The 16,023-nt window shown below is 73.7% G+C and carries 14 protein-coding genes and 1 pseudogene; 9 read left to right on the top strand and 6 right to left on the bottom strand.

Annotated elements, in window-relative coordinates; all coding sequences use genetic code 11:
* Positions 1–89 precede the first annotated feature (89 nt).
* Positions 90–299 carry a hypothetical protein gene (locus tag K7B10_RS08495; RefSeq protein ID WP_229335377.1) on the top strand — a complete coding sequence of 70 codons (210 nt, stop codon included), beginning with the start codon at positions 90–92 and terminating at the stop codon, positions 297–299.
* A 17-nt stretch (positions 300–316) separates the two neighbouring features.
* On the opposite strand, the gene gnd is transcribed toward K7B10_RS08495, so the two are convergent.
* Positions 317–1,759, bottom strand: a complete 1,443-nt coding sequence (gnd, locus tag K7B10_RS08490) for an NADP-dependent phosphogluconate dehydrogenase (RefSeq protein WP_229335375.1) — start codon at positions 1,757–1,759, stop codon at positions 317–319.
* A gap of 185 nt (positions 1,760–1,944) precedes the next feature.
* Between gnd and K7B10_RS08485 the strand changes: the two genes are divergently transcribed.
* Positions 1,945–3,192 (top strand): transglycosylase family protein, encoded by a 1,248-nt coding sequence (locus K7B10_RS08485; RefSeq protein ID WP_229335373.1) that lies wholly within the window; start codon positions 1,945–1,947, stop codon positions 3,190–3,192.
* On the opposite strand, the pseudogene K7B10_RS08480 reads toward K7B10_RS08485, so the two are convergent.
* Positions 3,154–4,044 (bottom strand): annotated as a pseudogene (locus tag K7B10_RS08480) (DMT family transporter); the annotation flags it as partial. The gene K7B10_RS08485 and the pseudogene K7B10_RS08480 sit on opposite strands and share 39 nt — an antisense overlap.
* 257 nt (positions 4,045–4,301) lie before the next feature.
* Here K7B10_RS08480 and K7B10_RS08475 point away from each other — a divergent pair.
* The gene (locus K7B10_RS08475) at positions 4,302–5,795 is read left to right on the top strand and encodes an SDR family NAD(P)-dependent oxidoreductase (RefSeq protein ID WP_229335372.1); all 1,494 of its coding nucleotides are present in this window, start codon (positions 4,302–4,304) and stop codon (positions 5,793–5,795) included.
* An 89-nt stretch (positions 5,796–5,884) separates the two neighbouring features.
* On the opposite strand, the gene K7B10_RS08470 is transcribed toward K7B10_RS08475, so the two are convergent.
* Entirely contained in the window at positions 5,885–6,412 is a 528-nt protein-coding gene (locus K7B10_RS08470; protein ID WP_229344855.1) for an HD domain-containing protein, read from the bottom strand.
* Between the two features lie 346 nt (positions 6,413–6,758).
* Between K7B10_RS08470 and K7B10_RS08465 the strand changes: the two genes are divergently transcribed.
* Positions 6,759–6,935 carry a hypothetical protein gene (locus tag K7B10_RS08465; RefSeq protein WP_229335371.1) on the top strand — a complete coding sequence of 59 codons (177 nt, stop codon included), beginning with the start codon at positions 6,759–6,761 and terminating at the stop codon, positions 6,933–6,935.
* A 182-nt stretch (positions 6,936–7,117) separates the two neighbouring features.
* Positions 7,118–8,101 (top strand): NAD-dependent epimerase/dehydratase family protein, encoded by a 984-nt coding sequence (locus tag K7B10_RS08460; protein WP_229335370.1) that lies wholly within the window; start codon positions 7,118–7,120, stop codon positions 8,099–8,101.
* Here the strand turns inward: K7B10_RS08460 and K7B10_RS08455 are convergent.
* The 3 genes from K7B10_RS08455 to K7B10_RS08445 are packed head-to-tail and all read right to left on the bottom strand — an operon-like array spanning position 8,087 to position 10,946.
* The gene (locus K7B10_RS08455; RefSeq protein WP_229335369.1) at positions 8,087–9,526 is read right to left on the bottom strand and encodes a lipase maturation factor family protein; all 1,440 of its coding nucleotides are present in this window, start codon (positions 9,524–9,526) and stop codon (positions 8,087–8,089) included. The two genes, K7B10_RS08460 and K7B10_RS08455, sit on opposite strands and share 15 nt — an antisense overlap.
* Before the next feature lie 20 nt (positions 9,527–9,546).
* A complete protein-coding gene (locus tag K7B10_RS08450) occupies positions 9,547–10,080 on the bottom strand; it encodes a DUF1990 domain-containing protein (protein WP_229335368.1) in 534 nt (177 codons plus the stop codon).
* A complete protein-coding gene (locus tag K7B10_RS08445) occupies positions 10,077–10,946 on the bottom strand; it encodes a YndJ family protein (RefSeq protein WP_229335366.1) in 870 nt (289 codons plus the stop codon). The genes K7B10_RS08450 and K7B10_RS08445 overlap by 4 nt, the downstream gene beginning before the upstream one ends.
* Positions 10,947–11,147: 201 nt before the next feature.
* Here K7B10_RS08445 and K7B10_RS08440 point away from each other — a divergent pair, with 201 nt between their 5' ends.
* From K7B10_RS08440 to K7B10_RS08425, 4 genes are read left to right on the top strand one after another with little or no spacing between them, the layout of a single operon-like run.
* Positions 11,148–12,539: a DUF6777 domain-containing protein gene (locus K7B10_RS08440; RefSeq protein WP_229335364.1), complete on the top strand. Its 1,392-nt coding sequence runs from the start codon at positions 11,148–11,150 to the stop codon at positions 12,537–12,539.
* 7 nt (positions 12,540–12,546) lie between these two features.
* Positions 12,547–14,610 carry a SpoIIE family protein phosphatase gene (locus K7B10_RS08435; protein ID WP_229335362.1) on the top strand — a complete coding sequence of 688 codons (2,064 nt, stop codon included), beginning with the start codon at positions 12,547–12,549 and terminating at the stop codon, positions 14,608–14,610.
* A gap of 48 nt (positions 14,611–14,658) precedes the next feature.
* Positions 14,659–15,519: an Fpg/Nei family DNA glycosylase gene (locus tag K7B10_RS08430; RefSeq protein WP_229335361.1), complete on the top strand. Its 861-nt coding sequence runs from the start codon at positions 14,659–14,661 to the stop codon at positions 15,517–15,519.
* Positions 15,520–15,545: 26 nt separating this feature from the next.
* The gene (locus K7B10_RS08425; RefSeq protein WP_229335359.1) at positions 15,546–15,989 is read left to right on the top strand and encodes a hypothetical protein; all 444 of its coding nucleotides are present in this window, start codon (positions 15,546–15,548) and stop codon (positions 15,987–15,989) included.
* Positions 15,990–16,023: the final 34 nt, after the last annotated feature.

Genomic DNA, 16,023 nt, shown 5'->3' with positions numbered 1-16,023 from the left:
CCGCCCCGGCGCGCGAAGCGCCGGGGCGGTCACTCGTATGGGCCCCGTCCGCCGGGCGTGGCGGGGCGGATCCGGGGAAGGTGGGGCTCATGGTGCGAAACGTAGAGATGACGGAGCCGCCCGTCCCCGGACCCGGTCCGGTGCCGCCCGGGCCCGGACCGGGTCCCTTCCCGGATCCCGAGCCGATGCCGCAGCCCGTGCCGCCCGTGCCCGCTCCGGTGCCGGAGCCCGATCCGATCCCGCCGCCGCCCGGGCCCGCGCCGATCCCGCAGCCCGGGCCGCTGAGCGGGGAGTCCTAGGGGGTGTCCGCCCCCTACTAGGCCGTACGGACCTCGGAGCGGTCGCCGCTCCAGAGGGTGTGGAACGAGCCCTCGCGGTCGGTGCGCCGGTAGGTGTGCGCCCCGAAGAAGTCCCGCTGGCCCTGGGTGAGGGCCGCGGGGAGCCGCTCCGCGCGCAGCGCGTCGTAGTACGCCAGGGAGGCGGCGAAGGCGGGCACCGGGATGCCCTGTGACACGGCGGCCACCAGGACGGCCCGCCAGTCCTCCTGGGCCTCGCCGATCTCCTGCGCGAAGCCCGGGTCCGCCAGCAGGCTCGGGAGGTCCGGCTGCGCGTCGTACGCCGTGCGGATCCGGTCCAGGAACGCCGCCCGGATGATGCAGCCGCCCCGCCACAGCGAGGACACGGCGCCCAGGTCCACGCCCCAGCCGTACTCCTCGCTGCCCGCCTGGATCTGGTGGAAGCCCTGCGTGTACGAGACGATCTTCGAGGCGTACAGGGCCTGCTCCACCTGGGCGGCGAAGGCGTCCGCCGCCTCCGCCGACAGCGGCGCGGCCTTCGGGCCCGCGAGCCCGCGGGAGGCCGCACGCAGCTCTGCGTGGCCCGAAACCGCACGGGCGAAGACCGCCTCCGCGATGCCCGACACCGGCACGCCCAGGTCCAGCGCGATCTGCACGGTCCAGCGGCCGGTGCCCTTCTGCTCGGCCGCGTCGGCCACCACGTCGACGAACGCCTGCCCGGTCTCGGCGTCCGTGTGGGCGAGCACCTCCGCCGTGATCTCGATCAGGTACGAGTCCAGCCGGCCCCGGTTCCACTCCCGGAAGGTCTCCGCGATCCGCGCGGGGGAGTAGCCGGCGACCTCGCGCAGCAGGTGGTAGGCCTCGGCGATGAGCTGCATGTCGGCGTACTCGATGCCGTTGTGCACCATCTTGACGAAGTGTCCGGCGCCGTCGGGGCCGACGTGCGAGACGCACGGCGTACCGTCCTTCGCCTTCGCAGAGATCTTCTCCAGCATCGGACCGAGCGAGGCGTACGACTCGGTGGAGCCGCCCGGCATGATGCTCGGGCCGAGCAGCGCGCCCTCCTCACCGCCGGAGATGCCCGCGCCCACGAAGTGGATGCCCTGCTCGCGCAGCTCCTTCTCGCGCCGCCGGGTGTCCTCGAAGTGGGCGTTGCCGCCGTCGATGATGACGTCCCCCGGCTCCAGCAGCGGGGCGAACTCGCGGATCACGGCATCGGTCGGCTCGCCGGCCTTCACCATGATGATCAGACGGCGCGGCCGCTCCAGCGCGTCCACGAACTCCTTGGCGGACTCGGCGGCGACGAAGGACCCCTCGTGCCCGAACTCCTCCACCAGGGCGGTGGTCTTCGCGGCCGTGCGGTTGTGGACCGCGACCGTGTAGCCGTTGCGGGCGAAGTTCCGGGCGAGGTTGCTCCCCATCACCGCGAGCCCGGTGACGCCGATCTGGGCGGTGCTGCTCATGCATGCGCTCCTGAGTGCTTCGATGTGCGGGTGGGAGCGACGCTACATGGGCGGAGATGCCGCGAGCCGTCCCGCCATGCGAATCAATGTCAACTTCCCCGGGTGTGCGCCCTGTTGCGCCCCTTGTCATGCTCTGATTGCGCCGTTAGGTTGTGCGGTTCCTGATGTCTTCAATGGGGGCTCCCATGGGTGTACGGGGTCGGCACCGCCGGTACCAGCCGAGCAGCATCAACCGCGCCTCGCTCGCCGTCACCGCCGGTGGCGCGGGACTCGCACTCCCTCTGATCGGCGCCGGAACCGCCGATGCCGCCTCGGTGGACACCTGGAACAAGGTCGCGGACTGCGAGTCCACCAACAACTGGCACATCAACACCGGCAACGGCTACTACGGCGGGCTCCAGTTCAGCCAGAGCACGTGGCGCGCCTTCGGCGGCACCGCGTACGCCGCCCGCGCCGACCTGGCCACCAAGGACCAGCAGATCGCCGTCGCCGAGAAGGTCCTGGGCGGGCAGGGCCCGCAGGCCTGGCCGGCGTGCGGGAAGCAGGCCGGGCTCTCCCGCAGCGGCCCCGCGCCCGCCGTCTCCCCACAGGGCCAGGGCCAGGGCGTGAAGGTCCAGGTCCAGGTCAAGGAGGCGAAGCCCGCCGCCCCGCCGGCCACCACGCCCCGCCCGACCGGGACCTCGGTCCTGCCCAACCCGTACGTGGTCGCGCCCGGCGACTCCCTCTCGGCGATCGCCACCCGTCAGCACGTCGAGGGCGGCTGGCAGGCGCTGTACGAGACCAACCGGGCCACCGTGGGCAGCGATCCGAACCTGATCCTCCCCGGCCAGCGGCTCACGCTGCGCGTCACCGCCGCGCCCGCCCCGCCGGCGGCGCCCCCCGCCCAGAACCCCGAGAAGCCGCCGCGGACCGCCGAGCCGGTCAAGCCGGTGGAGCCGAACGCGCAGAAGCCGGCTCCCAAGCCCACGGAGAAGCCGGCCGAGAAGCCCGCCCCCGCCCCCGCCTCAGCGCAGCAGCAGCCGGCCTCGGGCGGCTTCGTCGCCCCCGTGGACGCCGCCGTCGGCACCGCGTACCACGTGGCCGGATCGTCCTGGTCCAGCGGCCACCACACGGGCGTCGACTTCCCCGTCTCCACCGGAACCTCCGTGAAGGCCGTCGGCCCCGGGTCCGTCGTCTCCGCCGGCTGGGCCGGTGCGTACGGCTACCAGGTCGTCATCCGGCACGCCGACGGCCGGTACTCCCAGTACGCCCACCTCTCGGCCCTCGGGGTCAAGGCCGGGCAGCAGGTCTCCGGCGGCCAGCGGATCGGCCGCTCCGGCTCCACCGGCAACACCAGCGGACCCCACCTGCACTTCGAGATGCGCACGTCCCCCGGCTACGGCTCCGACATCGACCCCCTGAAGTACCTCCGCGGCCGCGGCGTCAGCATCTGACCCCCGTGCGTGCGGCGGCACGATCGCGAGCAGGATCAGGCCGGCCGCCGCCAGTACGCCGCTGGCCAGGGCCGCCGCCGTGCCCGCCGCCCCGAACCGGAAACCCTCGTCGAACAGCGAGACGCCGACCGCCGCCGCGACCACCGGGTTGACCACGGTCAGCGTGGCCAGCGGCGCGGCCAGCCCCGCACCCCGGTAGGCGGCCTGGGAGAGCAGCAGCCCGCCCGAGGCCAGGACGGCTATCGCCGCCAGATCGGGCCACGTGGAGCCGAGCGCGTCCGGGCCCGAGGCGAAGGCCCCGGCGTTCTCGGCCACCGACTTCGTGAACACGGAGGCCATGCCGAAGGCCGAACCGGCCGCGACCGCCAGCAGCACACTGCGCAGCACCGGCCGGTGCATCCGGTGCGCGGCCAGGACCAGCGCGGCCACCCCGGCCCCGGTGACGATCAGCAGCAGGCTCCGCTCCCCGCCCGCCAGCGGCCGGTCCGCGTTCCCGTCCCCGCCCGTCAGCGCCAGCAGCCCGGCCAGCCCCACCGTGGCCAGCACCGCACCGCGCCAGGCCGCCGCACCCGCCCGGCGGTGCACGAAGAGGGCCGCCATCGGCAGCGCGAACACGATGGTCAGCGCACCGAGCGGCTGGACCAGGCTGAGCGGCCCGTACGCGAGGGCCACCACGTGCAGCAGGGCGCCCAGGCCGTTCAGCCCGACCGCACACCACCAGCCGGCCCGGCGCAGCGCCGCGTACGGGCGCTCGGGGGTGCTCACCGCTACCTGCTCCTGGACGATCGCGCCGCCCGCGTACGCGAGGGCGGAAACCAGGCAGAGCAGGACCGACAGCGCAAGGGCACTCATGATTTCCACAATGCCCGACCTCAGCGGCCTATTCCTCCCCTACGGCTGGTCACCAGTCGTACCCCGGGCATACTCCGGAAGGAGTACGGGGCCCGCGGCGGGACCGGCCGGTCCCTGCCCGCGGTGACACCCCCGTCGCGGTGCGTGAGATGCCGGGGCACGGGTTTGGTTCCGGGCGCGTCGGATCCGTACAGTGGCGGTTTTGGGACCTCCGCAGCAGGCGGACGCGGACGAGTGAGCAAGGAACGGCAGCGGCCATGACGGTGACCGAAGACAACCACGTGAGCGCGGACGACCACGCCTACGGACCGGGCATCGATCCCGAGCGGCTGGCCCTCTGCCTCAGCGTCCTCGAAGAACTCGACAAGATCGACGTCGACCACCCCGACGCCATCACCGTACGCCGCGCCACCGCCGGCCTCTACCGCACGGTCAAGCAGCGCCGCCGCCAGGAGCGCCGCGCGGCCAAGACCGCCAACGACAAGGCCGTCACCGAGGCGACCGCGACCGGCTCCGCCGAGCGCATCGACGACGAGACCGAGGGCATCCTGCCCTCCTCGGTCACCGAGGCCGGCCGGATCGCCGGGATACTCCAGCGCCCGCGCTCCTGCTACATCTGCAAGACGCGGTACGTCGAGGTCGACTACTTCTACCACCAGCTCTGCCAGGAGTGCGCCGGCCACAACCGTGCCAAGCGCGAGGCCCGCGCCGACCTCGCCGGCAAGCGCGCGCTGCTCACGGGCGGCCGGGCCAAGATCGGCATGTACATCGCGCTGCGGCTGCTGCGCGACGGCGCCCACACGACGATCACCACCCGCTTCCCCAAGGACGCGATCCGCCGCTTCAAGGCGATGGAGGACTCCGCGGACTGGATGCACCGCCTGGAGGTCGTCGGGATCGACCTGCGCGACCCGGCCCAGGCCGTCGCCCTCGCCGACCAGGTGGCCGAGGCCGGCCCGCTCGACATCCTGATCAACAACGCGACGCAGACCGTGCGCCGCCTGCCCAGCGCGTACGCCGCGCTGGTCGAGGGGGAGAGCGCCCCGCTGCCGGCCGGCGAGCTCCCCGCCCACCACGTCATCGGCGCGTTCAACTCCGGCGCGGTCGACGGCCTGGCGGCGCTGCCCGTCGGCGTCAGCGGGCTCGACGCGCAGAAGGTCGCCGACCTCGCCCTGGTCGCGGGCAACGCCAGCATCGAACGGCACCTCGACGGCACCGCCATCGACGCGGGCGGCCTGCTGCCCGACGTCGTCGAGACCAACACCTGGGTGCAGACCATCGACCAGATCTCCCCGGTGGAGCTGCTGGAAACCCAGCTGTGCAACTACACGTCGCCGTTCATCCTGATCAGCGCGCTCCGGCCGGCGATGGCCGAGGCCGCCCGCAGGGCGGCCAGCGGGCGGGCGTACGTGGTCAACGTCTCCGCGATGGAGGGCGTCTTCAGCCGTGGCTACAAGGGCGCCGGGCACCCGAACACCAATGCCGCCAAGGCCGCGATGAACATGGTGACGCGCACCAGCGGCCAGGAGATGTTCCAGGCCGACCGGATCCTCATGACCTCGGTCGACACCGGCTGGATCACCGACGAGCGCCCGCACTTCGACAAGCTCCGCCTGGCCGAGGAGGGCTTCCACGCCCCGCTCGACCTGGTCGACGGCGCGGCCCGGGTCTACGACCCGGTCGTCCGCGGCGAGGCGGGCGAGGACCTGTACGGCGTCTTCCTCAAGGACTACGCGCCCGCCAACTGGTAGGCCCTCCCGCCCGGCGGCCCTCCGCCGGCCGGCCCACCCGCGCGGTCCCGTGCCCCGGTCCCTCTCGAAGGGGCCGGGGCACGGCCCTTTCAGGGCATGCGCTCGTACGCCCGCGCCGCCACCAGCTCCAGGACCGGCCGCCAGTCCTCCATCACGCCCGCGTCGATCCCGACGACCTTGCCCGCGTCATCCGCTTGGCGCAATGTCACCGCCGCTTCCGCGTCCGGATCGGCGGCGAAGGCCCGGACCTCCGCCTCGTCCATCAGCCCGCCCTGCGCCCGCAGGGTCAGCGCGCTCTGCGGGGACAGCGCCCGGTCGGGCTCCACGGCCGCCAGGTAGCGCTTGGCCGGCACGTGCAGCCGTACCAGCCGGGCCACCCGGTCGCCGAGCAGCGGACGGATCGCTTCCGCCGCGTGGTCGGCGTGGCCCGCGTCGTCCCCGGGGAAGAGCAGATGGCCCAGGTCGTGCACCAGGCCGGCGACTTGGAGCTCCTTGTCGAACGGATGCGAACGGCGCAGCAGTGCCGCAGTCTGTAGCCCATGATCGTGCAGATCCACCGGGTCTCCGCTGCGGTCGGGCGTGTCCCACGCCCCGCGGCAGGCGAGCAGCAGTTCCATCAGCTCCTCGATGCTGTCGACCCTCGGCACCCCCGGCACTCCGGACCTCGCCGCCACCGTCGCTCCCTCCGCCGCCCGTACTCCGGTCGTTTCACCGGCGTCGAGCAGACCACCCGACTCGGTCACATCGGCGTACGACTTACTGAATTCCGGGCGAAATCAAGCCGTCGAGCGGATTTTGCCAATCCATCGAGCGGGGGCGCGCTCATATGTGTACTCTGAGTGGCACAGACCGGCCGTATCCAGGCCACGCTCCACCATGGCGCCACCGCGTCCGGAAACCCTTTATCCCTTGTGCCCGGCGCGCGGCTCGCCCGCCGGGTTGCGCGACACAAAGGAGTGCGCGGTGACAGACACGACGACGAAGTCCGACGAGAAGCCGAGGACGTACCAGGGGGGACGGTTCCGTCCTCACGTCGACGAACTCGGAAGCCTCGAAGTCTGGGCCCGGTCCGCCCCGATTCGACTGGCCGGCTACGAGGACGACCTGGCGGAGCCCCACATCCTGCCCGGCATCGACTAGCCCGACCGTCACGCAGCGCCCCCGAGCCGCCCGGCGACGGGGGCGCGGTGCTGAGCCGGCCGTGCGCCCCGCCGATCGTCCGGGACCCGCGACGAGTTCCCGTCGGCCCTACGCCGTGAGCGTCATCGCTGTGGGCGATCAAGACTTCCGGGCCGGCCCCCGGCCCCGGCACGCTGGACCGCATGAAGCTACTCATGCTGGGCGGTACCGAATTCGTCGGACGCGCGATCACCGAAGACGCCCTCGCCCGGGGCTGGGAGGTCACCGTCTTCCACCGCGGCCACCACGCGCCGCCGCCGGGCACCCGCGCCCTGCACGGCGACCGCACCGCCCCCGGGGGCCTGGACGCCCTCGCCGCGGGGGAGTGGGACCTCGTCGTCGACACCTGGAGCGGCGCCCCGACCGCCGTGCGCGACAGCGCCCGGCTGCTGGCCGGCCGCGCCGGGCGGTACGGGTACGTCTCCAGCCGCTCGGTGTACGCGTACCCCGCCCCCGCCGGCCTGACCGAGGACGGCCCGCTCGTCGAGGGCTCGGCCGACGCCGGGTCCACGGCCTACGCCGAGGACAAGCGGGGCGGTGAGATCGCCGCCGTCGACGCCTTCGGAGACCGGGCCCTGCTGGTACGCGCCGGGCTGATCCTCGGGCCGTACGAGAACGTCGGCCGACTGCCCTGGTGGCTGAACCGGACCGCCCGCGGCGGCCCCACCCTGGCCCCAGGCCGGCCCGGGCTCCCGCTCCAGTACATCGACGTGCGCGACCTCGCGCACTGGACCCTCGACGCGGCCGAGGCCGGGCGCGGCGGCCCGTACGACCTGGTCTCCCCGGCCGGGCACGCCACGATGGGCGCACTCCTCGAGGCCTGCGCGGCCGTGACCGGCGCCGCCGCCGAGTTCCACTGGATCGACCAGGAGCGGATCGCGGAGGCCGGAGTGGAGCCCTGGACCGAACTGCCGATCTGGCTCCCCGAGGGCGAACTGCACGACTACATGTTCGGCGGGGACGTCTCCGAGGCGCTGGCGGCGGGCCTCAAGTGCCGCCCGGTCGAGGAGACCGTGGCCGACACCTGGGCCTGGCTCCAGTCCATCGGCGGCACCGCTCCGCACCGCCCCGACCGCCCGGACAAGGGCATTTCGGCCGAGCGCGAGGCCGCGCTACTCGGGCTCTGACCAGGAGGCCTCGGCGAGGCGGGTCGGCGGGAGGTACTCGCGCAGCAGCGTGCGGTGCCACCACGCGCCCGTCTCGCGCAGCTCCCGCCACGTGGTGAACCGGTAGCGGTACAGCCGCGCCCGTACGTACAGCGGCGGGGCGTCCGGGAAGGGGTTGTGGCGCAGCAGCCGCAGCGTGTCCCGGTCGCCCGCCAGCAACCGCTCCACGAACGGCCCGAACCAGTCCCGCGCATAGTCGGGCGAGAGCGCGGCGAACCACATCAGCCAGTCCAGCCGCAGGTGGTAGGGGGCGAACTGGCGCGGAATCCGGCGCAGGTCACCCGGTTTGCCCTTGAACCCGTACTCCCGCCACTCCCCGTCCTCCCGCGGCATCCGGTCGGCGGTGCCCTCGACCACCACCTCGTCCCGGATCCGGCCCACCGTGCCGAAGGCCCCGTACGTGTTGACCAGGTGCAGGGAGTCGAAGGAGCGGTTCATCACCTGGCGCCGCGAGATCATGTTGAGCACCGGACGCCGGCTCAGCACCAGCACCAGCACGGTCACCGCGCACACCAGGACCGCGAACCACAGCGGCGCCGCGCGCGAGGCGGCGGCCGGCGGGGCCCCGGCGAGCCCCGTGAAGTCGACCGCCGACAGGGCCACCGTGATGGTGATCCAGTTCAGCCAGGCGAAATTGCCCGACAGCACCAGCCACAGCTGCGTCGCCACGATGATCCCGGCCGCGTACGAGGCCACCGGCTGCGGTGTGAACAGCAGCACCGGTACCACCAGTTGGGTCACGTGGTTGGCGGCGCACTCCACCCGGTGCAGCGGCTTCGGCAGCCGGTGGAAGAACCAGCTCAGCGGCCCCGGCATCGGCTGCGTCTCGTGGTGGTAATAGAGGCAGGTCAGCTTGCGCCAGCAGGAGTCCCCGCGCATCTTGATCAGCCCCGCGCCGAACTCCACCCGGAAGGCCACCCAGCGCAGCAGCCACAGCACCAGCACCGGTGGTCCCACCCGCGCATTGCCCAGGAAGACCGCGAGGAAGCCCACCTCCAGCAGCAGCGACTCCCAGCCGAAGGAGTACCAGGTCTGCCCGACGTTCACGATCGACAGGTACAGCAGCCACAGCAGCGCCCACATCCCCATGGCCGCGCCCAGCGGAACGGCGTCCCCCGCCCCCGCGGCGAGGGCCGCGGACACCGCCGCCCCCGCCCAGGCGCAGCCGGCGAAGAGCCGGTCCGAGTAGCGCAGTTGGAACAGGCTCGGGGCGCGCCGGAAGGGCACGTACCGCACGTAGCGCGGCACGGGCAGCATGCCGTGCGCACCGATCAGGGCCCGGAACTGAAGGGCGGCCGCGACGAAGGCGAAGAGGTAGACGCCGGCGAGGGCCCGCTGGAAGACCAGACGGCCGAGCCAGTAGCCGGGCGCCGTGAACCAGTCCATCCCCTCCAGTATCGGACGGATCAGGCCGCGGCGGCCAGCTTGCGCACCGTGCGGCCCAGCCATCGGGCGTAACGCAGCTGCAGGAAGGGGACCACCGGGCCCGCGAGCCGGGTGTACCAGGCGTCCGGGCGGCTGAAGGCGGTCACCTCGAACCACACGGCGCCGTCCGGGTCCAGCGACACCATGAAGGACTCCTCCCCGCACTCCGGGTGGCCGGCCAGCGTCCCGTACGCGAAACCGATGCGCGCGGGCTCGTACGCGGTCCAGATCACCTCGCACGGGGCGCTGATCCGCAGCGGCCCCCAGCCGATTCCGACCACCACCCGGCTCCCGGGACGGACCGCGCCGTGACCGGCCCGGACCAGCATGCCCGAGGCCCGGTGGGCACCGAAGGTGGTGACGGCGGTGCCGGCGGCCTCGAAGGCGGCCCGACCGCGGCCGATCCGGGTGCGGTGGTGCAGGTGATGGTATCCGGCGGGCAGCGGCCGCCGCCGCGTCGCGCCCCGGTCGGGGTAGTTGACGGTGTCACGGCCGGCGCTGATGAGGCGGGTCATGGCGTGATCTCCATTCGTTCGACGGTCAGCCGGCGCCAGGCCAGCAGCGAGCACAGGGCGAAGCCGAGGGCGTTGCCGAGACCATGGGTCGCGGCCATCCAGGTCAGCGTGGGGTGTACGAGGTCGGTGGCCTCGCCGAGCGCCCACCACAGGGCGAGCAGCATGGTGGCCACCAGCACCGCGGCCGAGGTCGCCAGCAGCGCCCCGGTGGTGCGGTCGCGGGCGCCGGGCCGGATCTCCCGCCAGGTCAGCAGGGCCACGGCCCACATCCCGCCGGTCAGCACCACCGCGCCGACGAGCTCCGCCCAGTCGTCCACGAAGTAGCCGAGGAGGACGAGCAGGGTCCCGCCGGGGACGCTGTACGCGGCCCAGCGCGACAGGGCCGTGCTGCCGGGCGCGGTGGCCGTGACGCGGCAGACCAGCCCGGCGACCAGGGCGGCGGTGAATCCGGCGAAGTGGAAGTGCGGCACGGTCAGCGCCAGGATGTCCAGGTCGAAGCCGAACAGCCGGTACCCGGCGCGCTCGGCGACGAGGGCGGTCCCCGCGACCGACGGCGCGATCAGCGCGGTGAGCACGGCGATCTCGGCCGGTGCGAGCGGGCCGCTTCCGGCGGTCGGCGTCCGGAGGGTCCGCAGCAGCCGCGCCGGGGCCCGGGCCGCGAGCGCCAGGGTGGCGGCGGCGTACAGCGCGGCGAGCACCGTGGCGGTGGCGCCGCGCGGCAGCCAGAGGCAGACGGCCCCGGGGGCGGCGAACAGCGGCCAGACGCGGGCGGCCGTGCGCAGCCCGACCGGGTCGATCAGGCGGAGGCCTGCGGGGATCACGTAGAGCATGCCCAGGGTGACGATCAGATGCACCAGTACCGTCACCGTGGGCTCCCCTCCCCGCGCGGCCGAACGCTTTGAACGCGTTCAACTCACGGTCATGACCTTACGAGACTCCTTGAACATGTTCAAGACGTGATCCGGGTTCTGCCCCGCCCGGCCCCGCTCCGCCGCGCCGCTCCGGTTGCGGCCCTGCCGCGGATGCGGCAGACAGGAGGGAGCAACCGGGGCGAAAGGGAGATTCACGTGCACGTACGGACACCTCGTCAGGCTCCACGCCGTCATACTCCGGTCCGCGCCGCCCTCTTCACGCTCCTCGGTCTGCTCGCCGCGGCCTGCGGCGCTCCCGAGGAACCGAAGAGCGCGGCCGGCCCGGAGAGCCAGGAGGTCCTGCTCCAGCCCGTGGGGTCGGCCGGACCCGACCCCTTCACCGCGACTTCGGCCACCAGCGAGTCCGCCCCCGCGCAGCCTCCGCTGCCCAACGCGACCGGCCAGGGCATCCGGACCGTCAACGCGGCCACGCCCGGCCTCTACGCCGGCACCAAGCGGCTCGGCAGCTGCGACGTGGAACAGCAGCTGCGCGCCCTCACCGAGGACGAAGCCAAGGCCAAGGCATTCGCCCAGGCCGTCTCCGTCGACAGGGCGAAGCTCCCCGCGTTCCTGCGCGGCTTGACGCCGGTCGTGCTCCGCGCCGACACCCGCGTCACCAACCACGCCTTCCGCAGCGGCCGCGGGGAAGCCTTCCAGTCCGTCCTGCAGGCCGGCACCGCCGTCCTCGTCGACGACCACGGCATGCCCCGGGTCCGCTGCGCCTGCGGAAACCCGCTCCAGGCGCCGCGCGCCCCGAAGGGCTCCCCGGCGCTCAAGGGCGACCAGTGGAGCGGCTACCAGCCCCACCAGGTCATCGTCATCGAACCGACCCCGCACCCGATCAAGAGCCTGGTCATCGTCAACATCGCCGACAACACCTGGCTGGAGCGCAAGACCGGCGACGACGGCGCCCAGGACGCCACCCCGCAGCCCGTCCCCGCGTTCGACCCGGCGGGAGGCATCCCGACCGGTCCCGTGACCCCGCCCGCGGCGGCCCCGGCCGAGCCGTGCGCCCCGCCCGAGACCGGCAACGACGCCGGCGCCGGGACGAACGGCCTGGCCAGGACCGCTCCGCCGGCCCCGCCGAAGCCCCCGAGCGGTCCCGTGGGGGTCCCGGCCCCCGAGGCCACGGACTGCGTACCGGCCCAGGGCGAGCAGGCCGGCCCGGACCAGCAGGCGCGCCCCGACCGGCAGGACGGCCCCGGCCAGGCCCCGCCGCAGGCCCCGCAGAAGCAGCAGCGGCCCGGGCAGCCCCCGGCCGCGCCGCGGTCCGACGCGCCCCCGAACCAGCCGGGCGACGTACCCCGGGACGCATTCGCCGACCCGGGGCTCCCGCAGGAGGCCGACGGTTCGACGCCGCGCCGGCCCGACTCCGACGACCCGTTCGCGCAAGGGGACCCGTTCGCGCAGGGGGACTCGTTCGGTCGGGGCGACGACCCCTTCGCCCCGTCCGGTCAGGACGGCCGGGACGCCCCGTACGACCCCTTCGGCGGCCCGGACCGGCAACAACCGCCCGCGAACCCGGCGAGCTCCTTGGAGCGCGCCTGACCGGCCCGTGTGTCATGGTGGATCGGTGCCGACCACCGTATCGCTGCCGGACGACTGGCCCGCACACCCGGACCGGTCGCTCTCGCTGAACCGCATGGGCAGTTTCGACTGGGACCTGGAGACCGGTCTCCTGCACATGGACGCAGCGGCCCTCGAGGTGTACGACATGACGCCCGGGGAATACGACGGCCGGCCCGAATCCCTCGGCCCGCGCGTCCCGCCCGACGAGGCGGCGCGGCTCGACGCCCTCGTCTCCAGCGTCCTCAAGAGCGGTGACGACAGCTACGGCGCGTACTTCCGGATCCGCACCCAGGACGGGCAGCTGCGCTGGACGCACACCCAGGGCCGTGTCATGCGCGGCTCCGACGGCCGCCCGTTCCGGATCATCGGCATCGTCCGCGACGCCACCGAGGAGCTCAGCCACTCGGCGGAACGCCTCGGCCTCGACGAGGAGCGCCGCCGCCAGACCTCGGTGGTCGAGAGCACCACGGCCGCCCTCGCGCACGCCAGGACCGTACGGGACGTCATCGACGTCATCGGCGACGCCCACGGCCTGGAGCGGCTCGGCTCGATGGGCATGGTGATGGGGCTGGTCGAGGCCGGGCGGATCCACCTCGTGGCCGAGGGGCCGGCCGACAGTTTCGTACCGGGCACCCGGTACACCCGGATCGACGAGCAGTACCCGATGAGCGAGGTCGTCCGCTCGCTGCAGCCGCGCTTCCTCGACTCTGCCAAGGAGTTCGCCGAGGGCTATCCCGAACTCTGGTCGAAGATCTCGTCCATGGACATCTCGGCGGCCGCGTACCTGCCGCTGATCGCCCAGGCCCGCCCGATCGGCGCGATCGGCCTGCTCTACCAGGACAAGGACGGCTTCACCCAGGACGAGCGGAACCTGCTGATCGCGCTGGGCAGCAGCATCGCGCAGAGCCTCCAGCGGGCGATGCTGCTGGAGCAGGAGCACGATCTGGCGGAGGGCCTGCAGCAGGCGATGCTCCCGCGCCGGATCCCGTCGGTGCCGGGCGCGGAGATCGCCGTACGGTACCGCTCCGCCCGGATGGGCCAGGACATCGGCGGCGACTGGTACGACGTCATCCCGCTGCCCGGCGGCCGGGTCGGGGCCGTCATCGGCGACGTCCAGGGCCACGACACGCACGCGGCGGCGGTCATGGGCCAGCTGCGGATCGTGCTGCGCGCGTACGCCGCCGAAGGGCACGCGCCGGGCACGGTCATGGCGCGTGCCTCCGTCTTCCTCCACGAGCTGGACACCGACCGCTTCGCGACCTGCACGTACGTCGAGGCCGACCTCTCCACGGGCGTCCTGCAAGTGGTCCGCGCCGGGCACATCGACCCGCTCCTGCGGACCCGGGACGGGGACTGCCGGCGCCTCCCGGTGGAGGGCGGGATGCCGCTGAGCCTGTCGGCGGAGTTCGGCCGCCTGGAGTACCCCGTGACCACCGTGGAACTGGATCCGGGGGAAACGCTCGTCCTGTGCACGGACGGCCTCGTGGAGCACCCGGGCGCGGACCTCGACGACGGGATCCAGCTGCTCACCGAGCTCATCCGGAGCGGGCCGGCGGACCTCGGGCGGCTGGCGGACCGGCTGTGCGGGGTGATCGACGAGCGCGGCGGCGACGACGACATGGCGCTGCTCCTGCTGCGCCGCCAGGCGGAGGACGTTCCGCAGGGCGGCGGCCGTCTCCAGCAGCACGTGGCCCCGGGAGACCCGGAAGCCCTGGTCGCGGCCCGCCACATGATCGGCGCGGCGGTGCGGGCGTGGGGTGCGCGGGAACGGGCCGATGAGATCGAACTCGTCGCGGACGAGCTCATCGTGAACGCCCTGATGCACACGGACGGCCCCGCCATCGTGACCCTGCGGGTGCTGACGGGCCCGCAGCGGCGCCTGCGCGTCGAGGTGGCGGACCGTTCCAGCGCCCTCCCGCGCCGGCGCGAAGCGGGTGAGTCCGGCGTATCGGGCCGTGGCCTGATGCTGGTGGACCGCCTGGCGGACGTCTGGGGAGTGGAGCCCCGGGGCAGCGGCAAATGCGTCTGGTGCGAGTTCGTGATGTCCTGACCCCGCGCCCGGGTGGCCGGGGCGGGGGTCGCGGGGGAGGGTGGGGGTATGCCCGAGCTGCCCGAGGTCGAGGCCCTGCGGGAGTTCCTCGACGAGAACCTCGCCGGGCGGGTGGTGGAGCGAGTCCTCCCGCTCGCCGTCAGCGTGCTCAAGACGTACGACCCGCCGCTCGGCGCCCTCGAAGGGCAGCGGGCGGGGGTCACCGCCCGCCACGGGAAGTTCCTGGCGATCCGGATCGGCGAGCTCCACCTCGTCACCCACCTGGCCCGGGCCGGCTGGCTCCGATGGCAGGACGCCCTGCCCGACAAGCCGCCGCGTCCCGGCAAGGGCCCGCTCGCGCTCCGCGTCGCCCTGGAAGGGGGCGCGGGCTTCGACCTCACCGAGGCCGGGACGCAAAAGCGCCTCGCGGTGTACGTCGTACGCGACCCGCAGGAGGTGCCCGGCATCGCCCGCCTCGGACCGGACCCGCTCGCCGACGGGTTCGACCGGGCCGCGTTCGCCGCGCTCCTCGCGGGGGAGCGCCGGCAGATCAAGGGGGTGCTGCGCGACCAGAGCGTCATCGCGGGCATCGGGAACGCGTACAGCGACGAGATCCTGCACGCGGCGAAGGTCTCGCCGTTCAAGCTGGCCGCCTCCTTCGACGAGGAGCAGGTCACCCACCTGTACGAGGCCGTCCGGCGGACCCTGCGCGAGGCCGTCGAGCGTGCGCACGGCGTGGCCGCAGGCAACCTGAAGGCCGAGAAGAAGAGCGGGCTGCGCGTGCACGGCCGGGACGGGGAGCCCTGCCCGGTGTGCGGGGACACCGTGCGCTCGGTGTCCTTCGCCGACTCCTCGCTCCAGTACTGCCCGACCTGCCAGACGGGCGGCAAGCCGCTCGCCGACCGCAGGCTCTCCCGTCTCCTCAAATGACCTCCGCCTGCGTAGACTCCGGCCCCATGGCCGACCAGCAGCAGCCGCGCCCGCAGCAGCCCCGCGCGCGCCCGCAGCCGCCGCCGTCGCCCCGCCGCGAGGTCGTCACGGGCGTGCCGCGCGGCACCCGGAGCCGCCCGCCGGCACACACCCCGGCCCGCTCGGAGATCTCCGAGCAGACCACCCTGGGCGCCACGTACGTCCGGGCCCTGATGCGCAGTCAGTTGCGGGCCGGACTCGGCGCGCTGGGCGCCCTCGCCCTGCTCGTCGGGACGCTGCCGGTGCTGTTCACGCTGTCGCGCGCGGAGTCGGGGCCGCTGGCCTGGGTGGCGCTCGGCCTGGCGGCCTACCCGGTGATGTGGCTGATCGCCCGGTGGTACGTCACCCGGGCAGAGCGCAACGAGGCCGATTTCACCGGCCTGGTGATGGATCCGGCCGAGGCGCCGAGCGTCCGTCGACAGGCCGGCTGACCCCGGCCCCGCAGCCCCGGCGCCCGGCCCGGTG

Origin of the sequence: Streptomyces flavotricini (assembly GCF_020639365.1) — a bacterium.
Classification (GTDB): domain Bacteria; phylum Actinomycetota; class Actinomycetes; order Streptomycetales; family Streptomycetaceae; genus Streptomyces; species Streptomyces flavotricini.
The sequence above is the reverse complement of the archived record's forward strand: the minus strand, read 5'-3'. Positions and strand labels throughout refer to the sequence as shown.

What these genes read in the sequence shown, in the direction of transcription:
- K7B10_RS08495 (WP_229335377.1), top strand. Translation starts at nt 90, where the DNA reads ATGGTGCGAAACGTAGAGATGACGGAGCCGCCCGTCCCCGGACCCGGT.
- gnd (WP_229335375.1), bottom strand. Translation starts at nt 1,759, where the DNA reads ATGAGCAGCACCGCCCAGATCGGCGTCACCGGGCTCGCGGTGATGGGG.
- K7B10_RS08485 (WP_229335373.1), top strand. Translation starts at nt 1,945, where the DNA reads ATGGGTGTACGGGGTCGGCACCGCCGGTACCAGCCGAGCAGCATCAAC.
- K7B10_RS08475 (WP_229335372.1), top strand. Translation starts at nt 4,302, where the DNA reads ATGACGGTGACCGAAGACAACCACGTGAGCGCGGACGACCACGCCTAC.
- K7B10_RS08470 (WP_229344855.1), bottom strand. Translation starts at nt 6,412, where the DNA reads ATGGAACTGCTGCTCGCCTGCCGCGGGGCGTGGGACACGCCCGACCGC.
- K7B10_RS08460 (WP_229335370.1), top strand. Translation starts at nt 7,118, where the DNA reads ATGAAGCTACTCATGCTGGGCGGTACCGAATTCGTCGGACGCGCGATC.
- K7B10_RS08455 (WP_229335369.1), bottom strand. Translation starts at nt 9,526, where the DNA reads ATGGACTGGTTCACGGCGCCCGGCTACTGGCTCGGCCGTCTGGTCTTC.
- K7B10_RS08450 (WP_229335368.1), bottom strand. Translation starts at nt 10,080, where the DNA reads ATGACCCGCCTCATCAGCGCCGGCCGTGACACCGTCAACTACCCCGAC.
- K7B10_RS08430 (WP_229335361.1), top strand. Translation starts at nt 14,659, where the DNA reads ATGCCCGAGCTGCCCGAGGTCGAGGCCCTGCGGGAGTTCCTCGACGAG.
- K7B10_RS08425 (WP_229335359.1), top strand. Translation starts at nt 15,546, where the DNA reads ATGGCCGACCAGCAGCAGCCGCGCCCGCAGCAGCCCCGCGCGCGCCCG.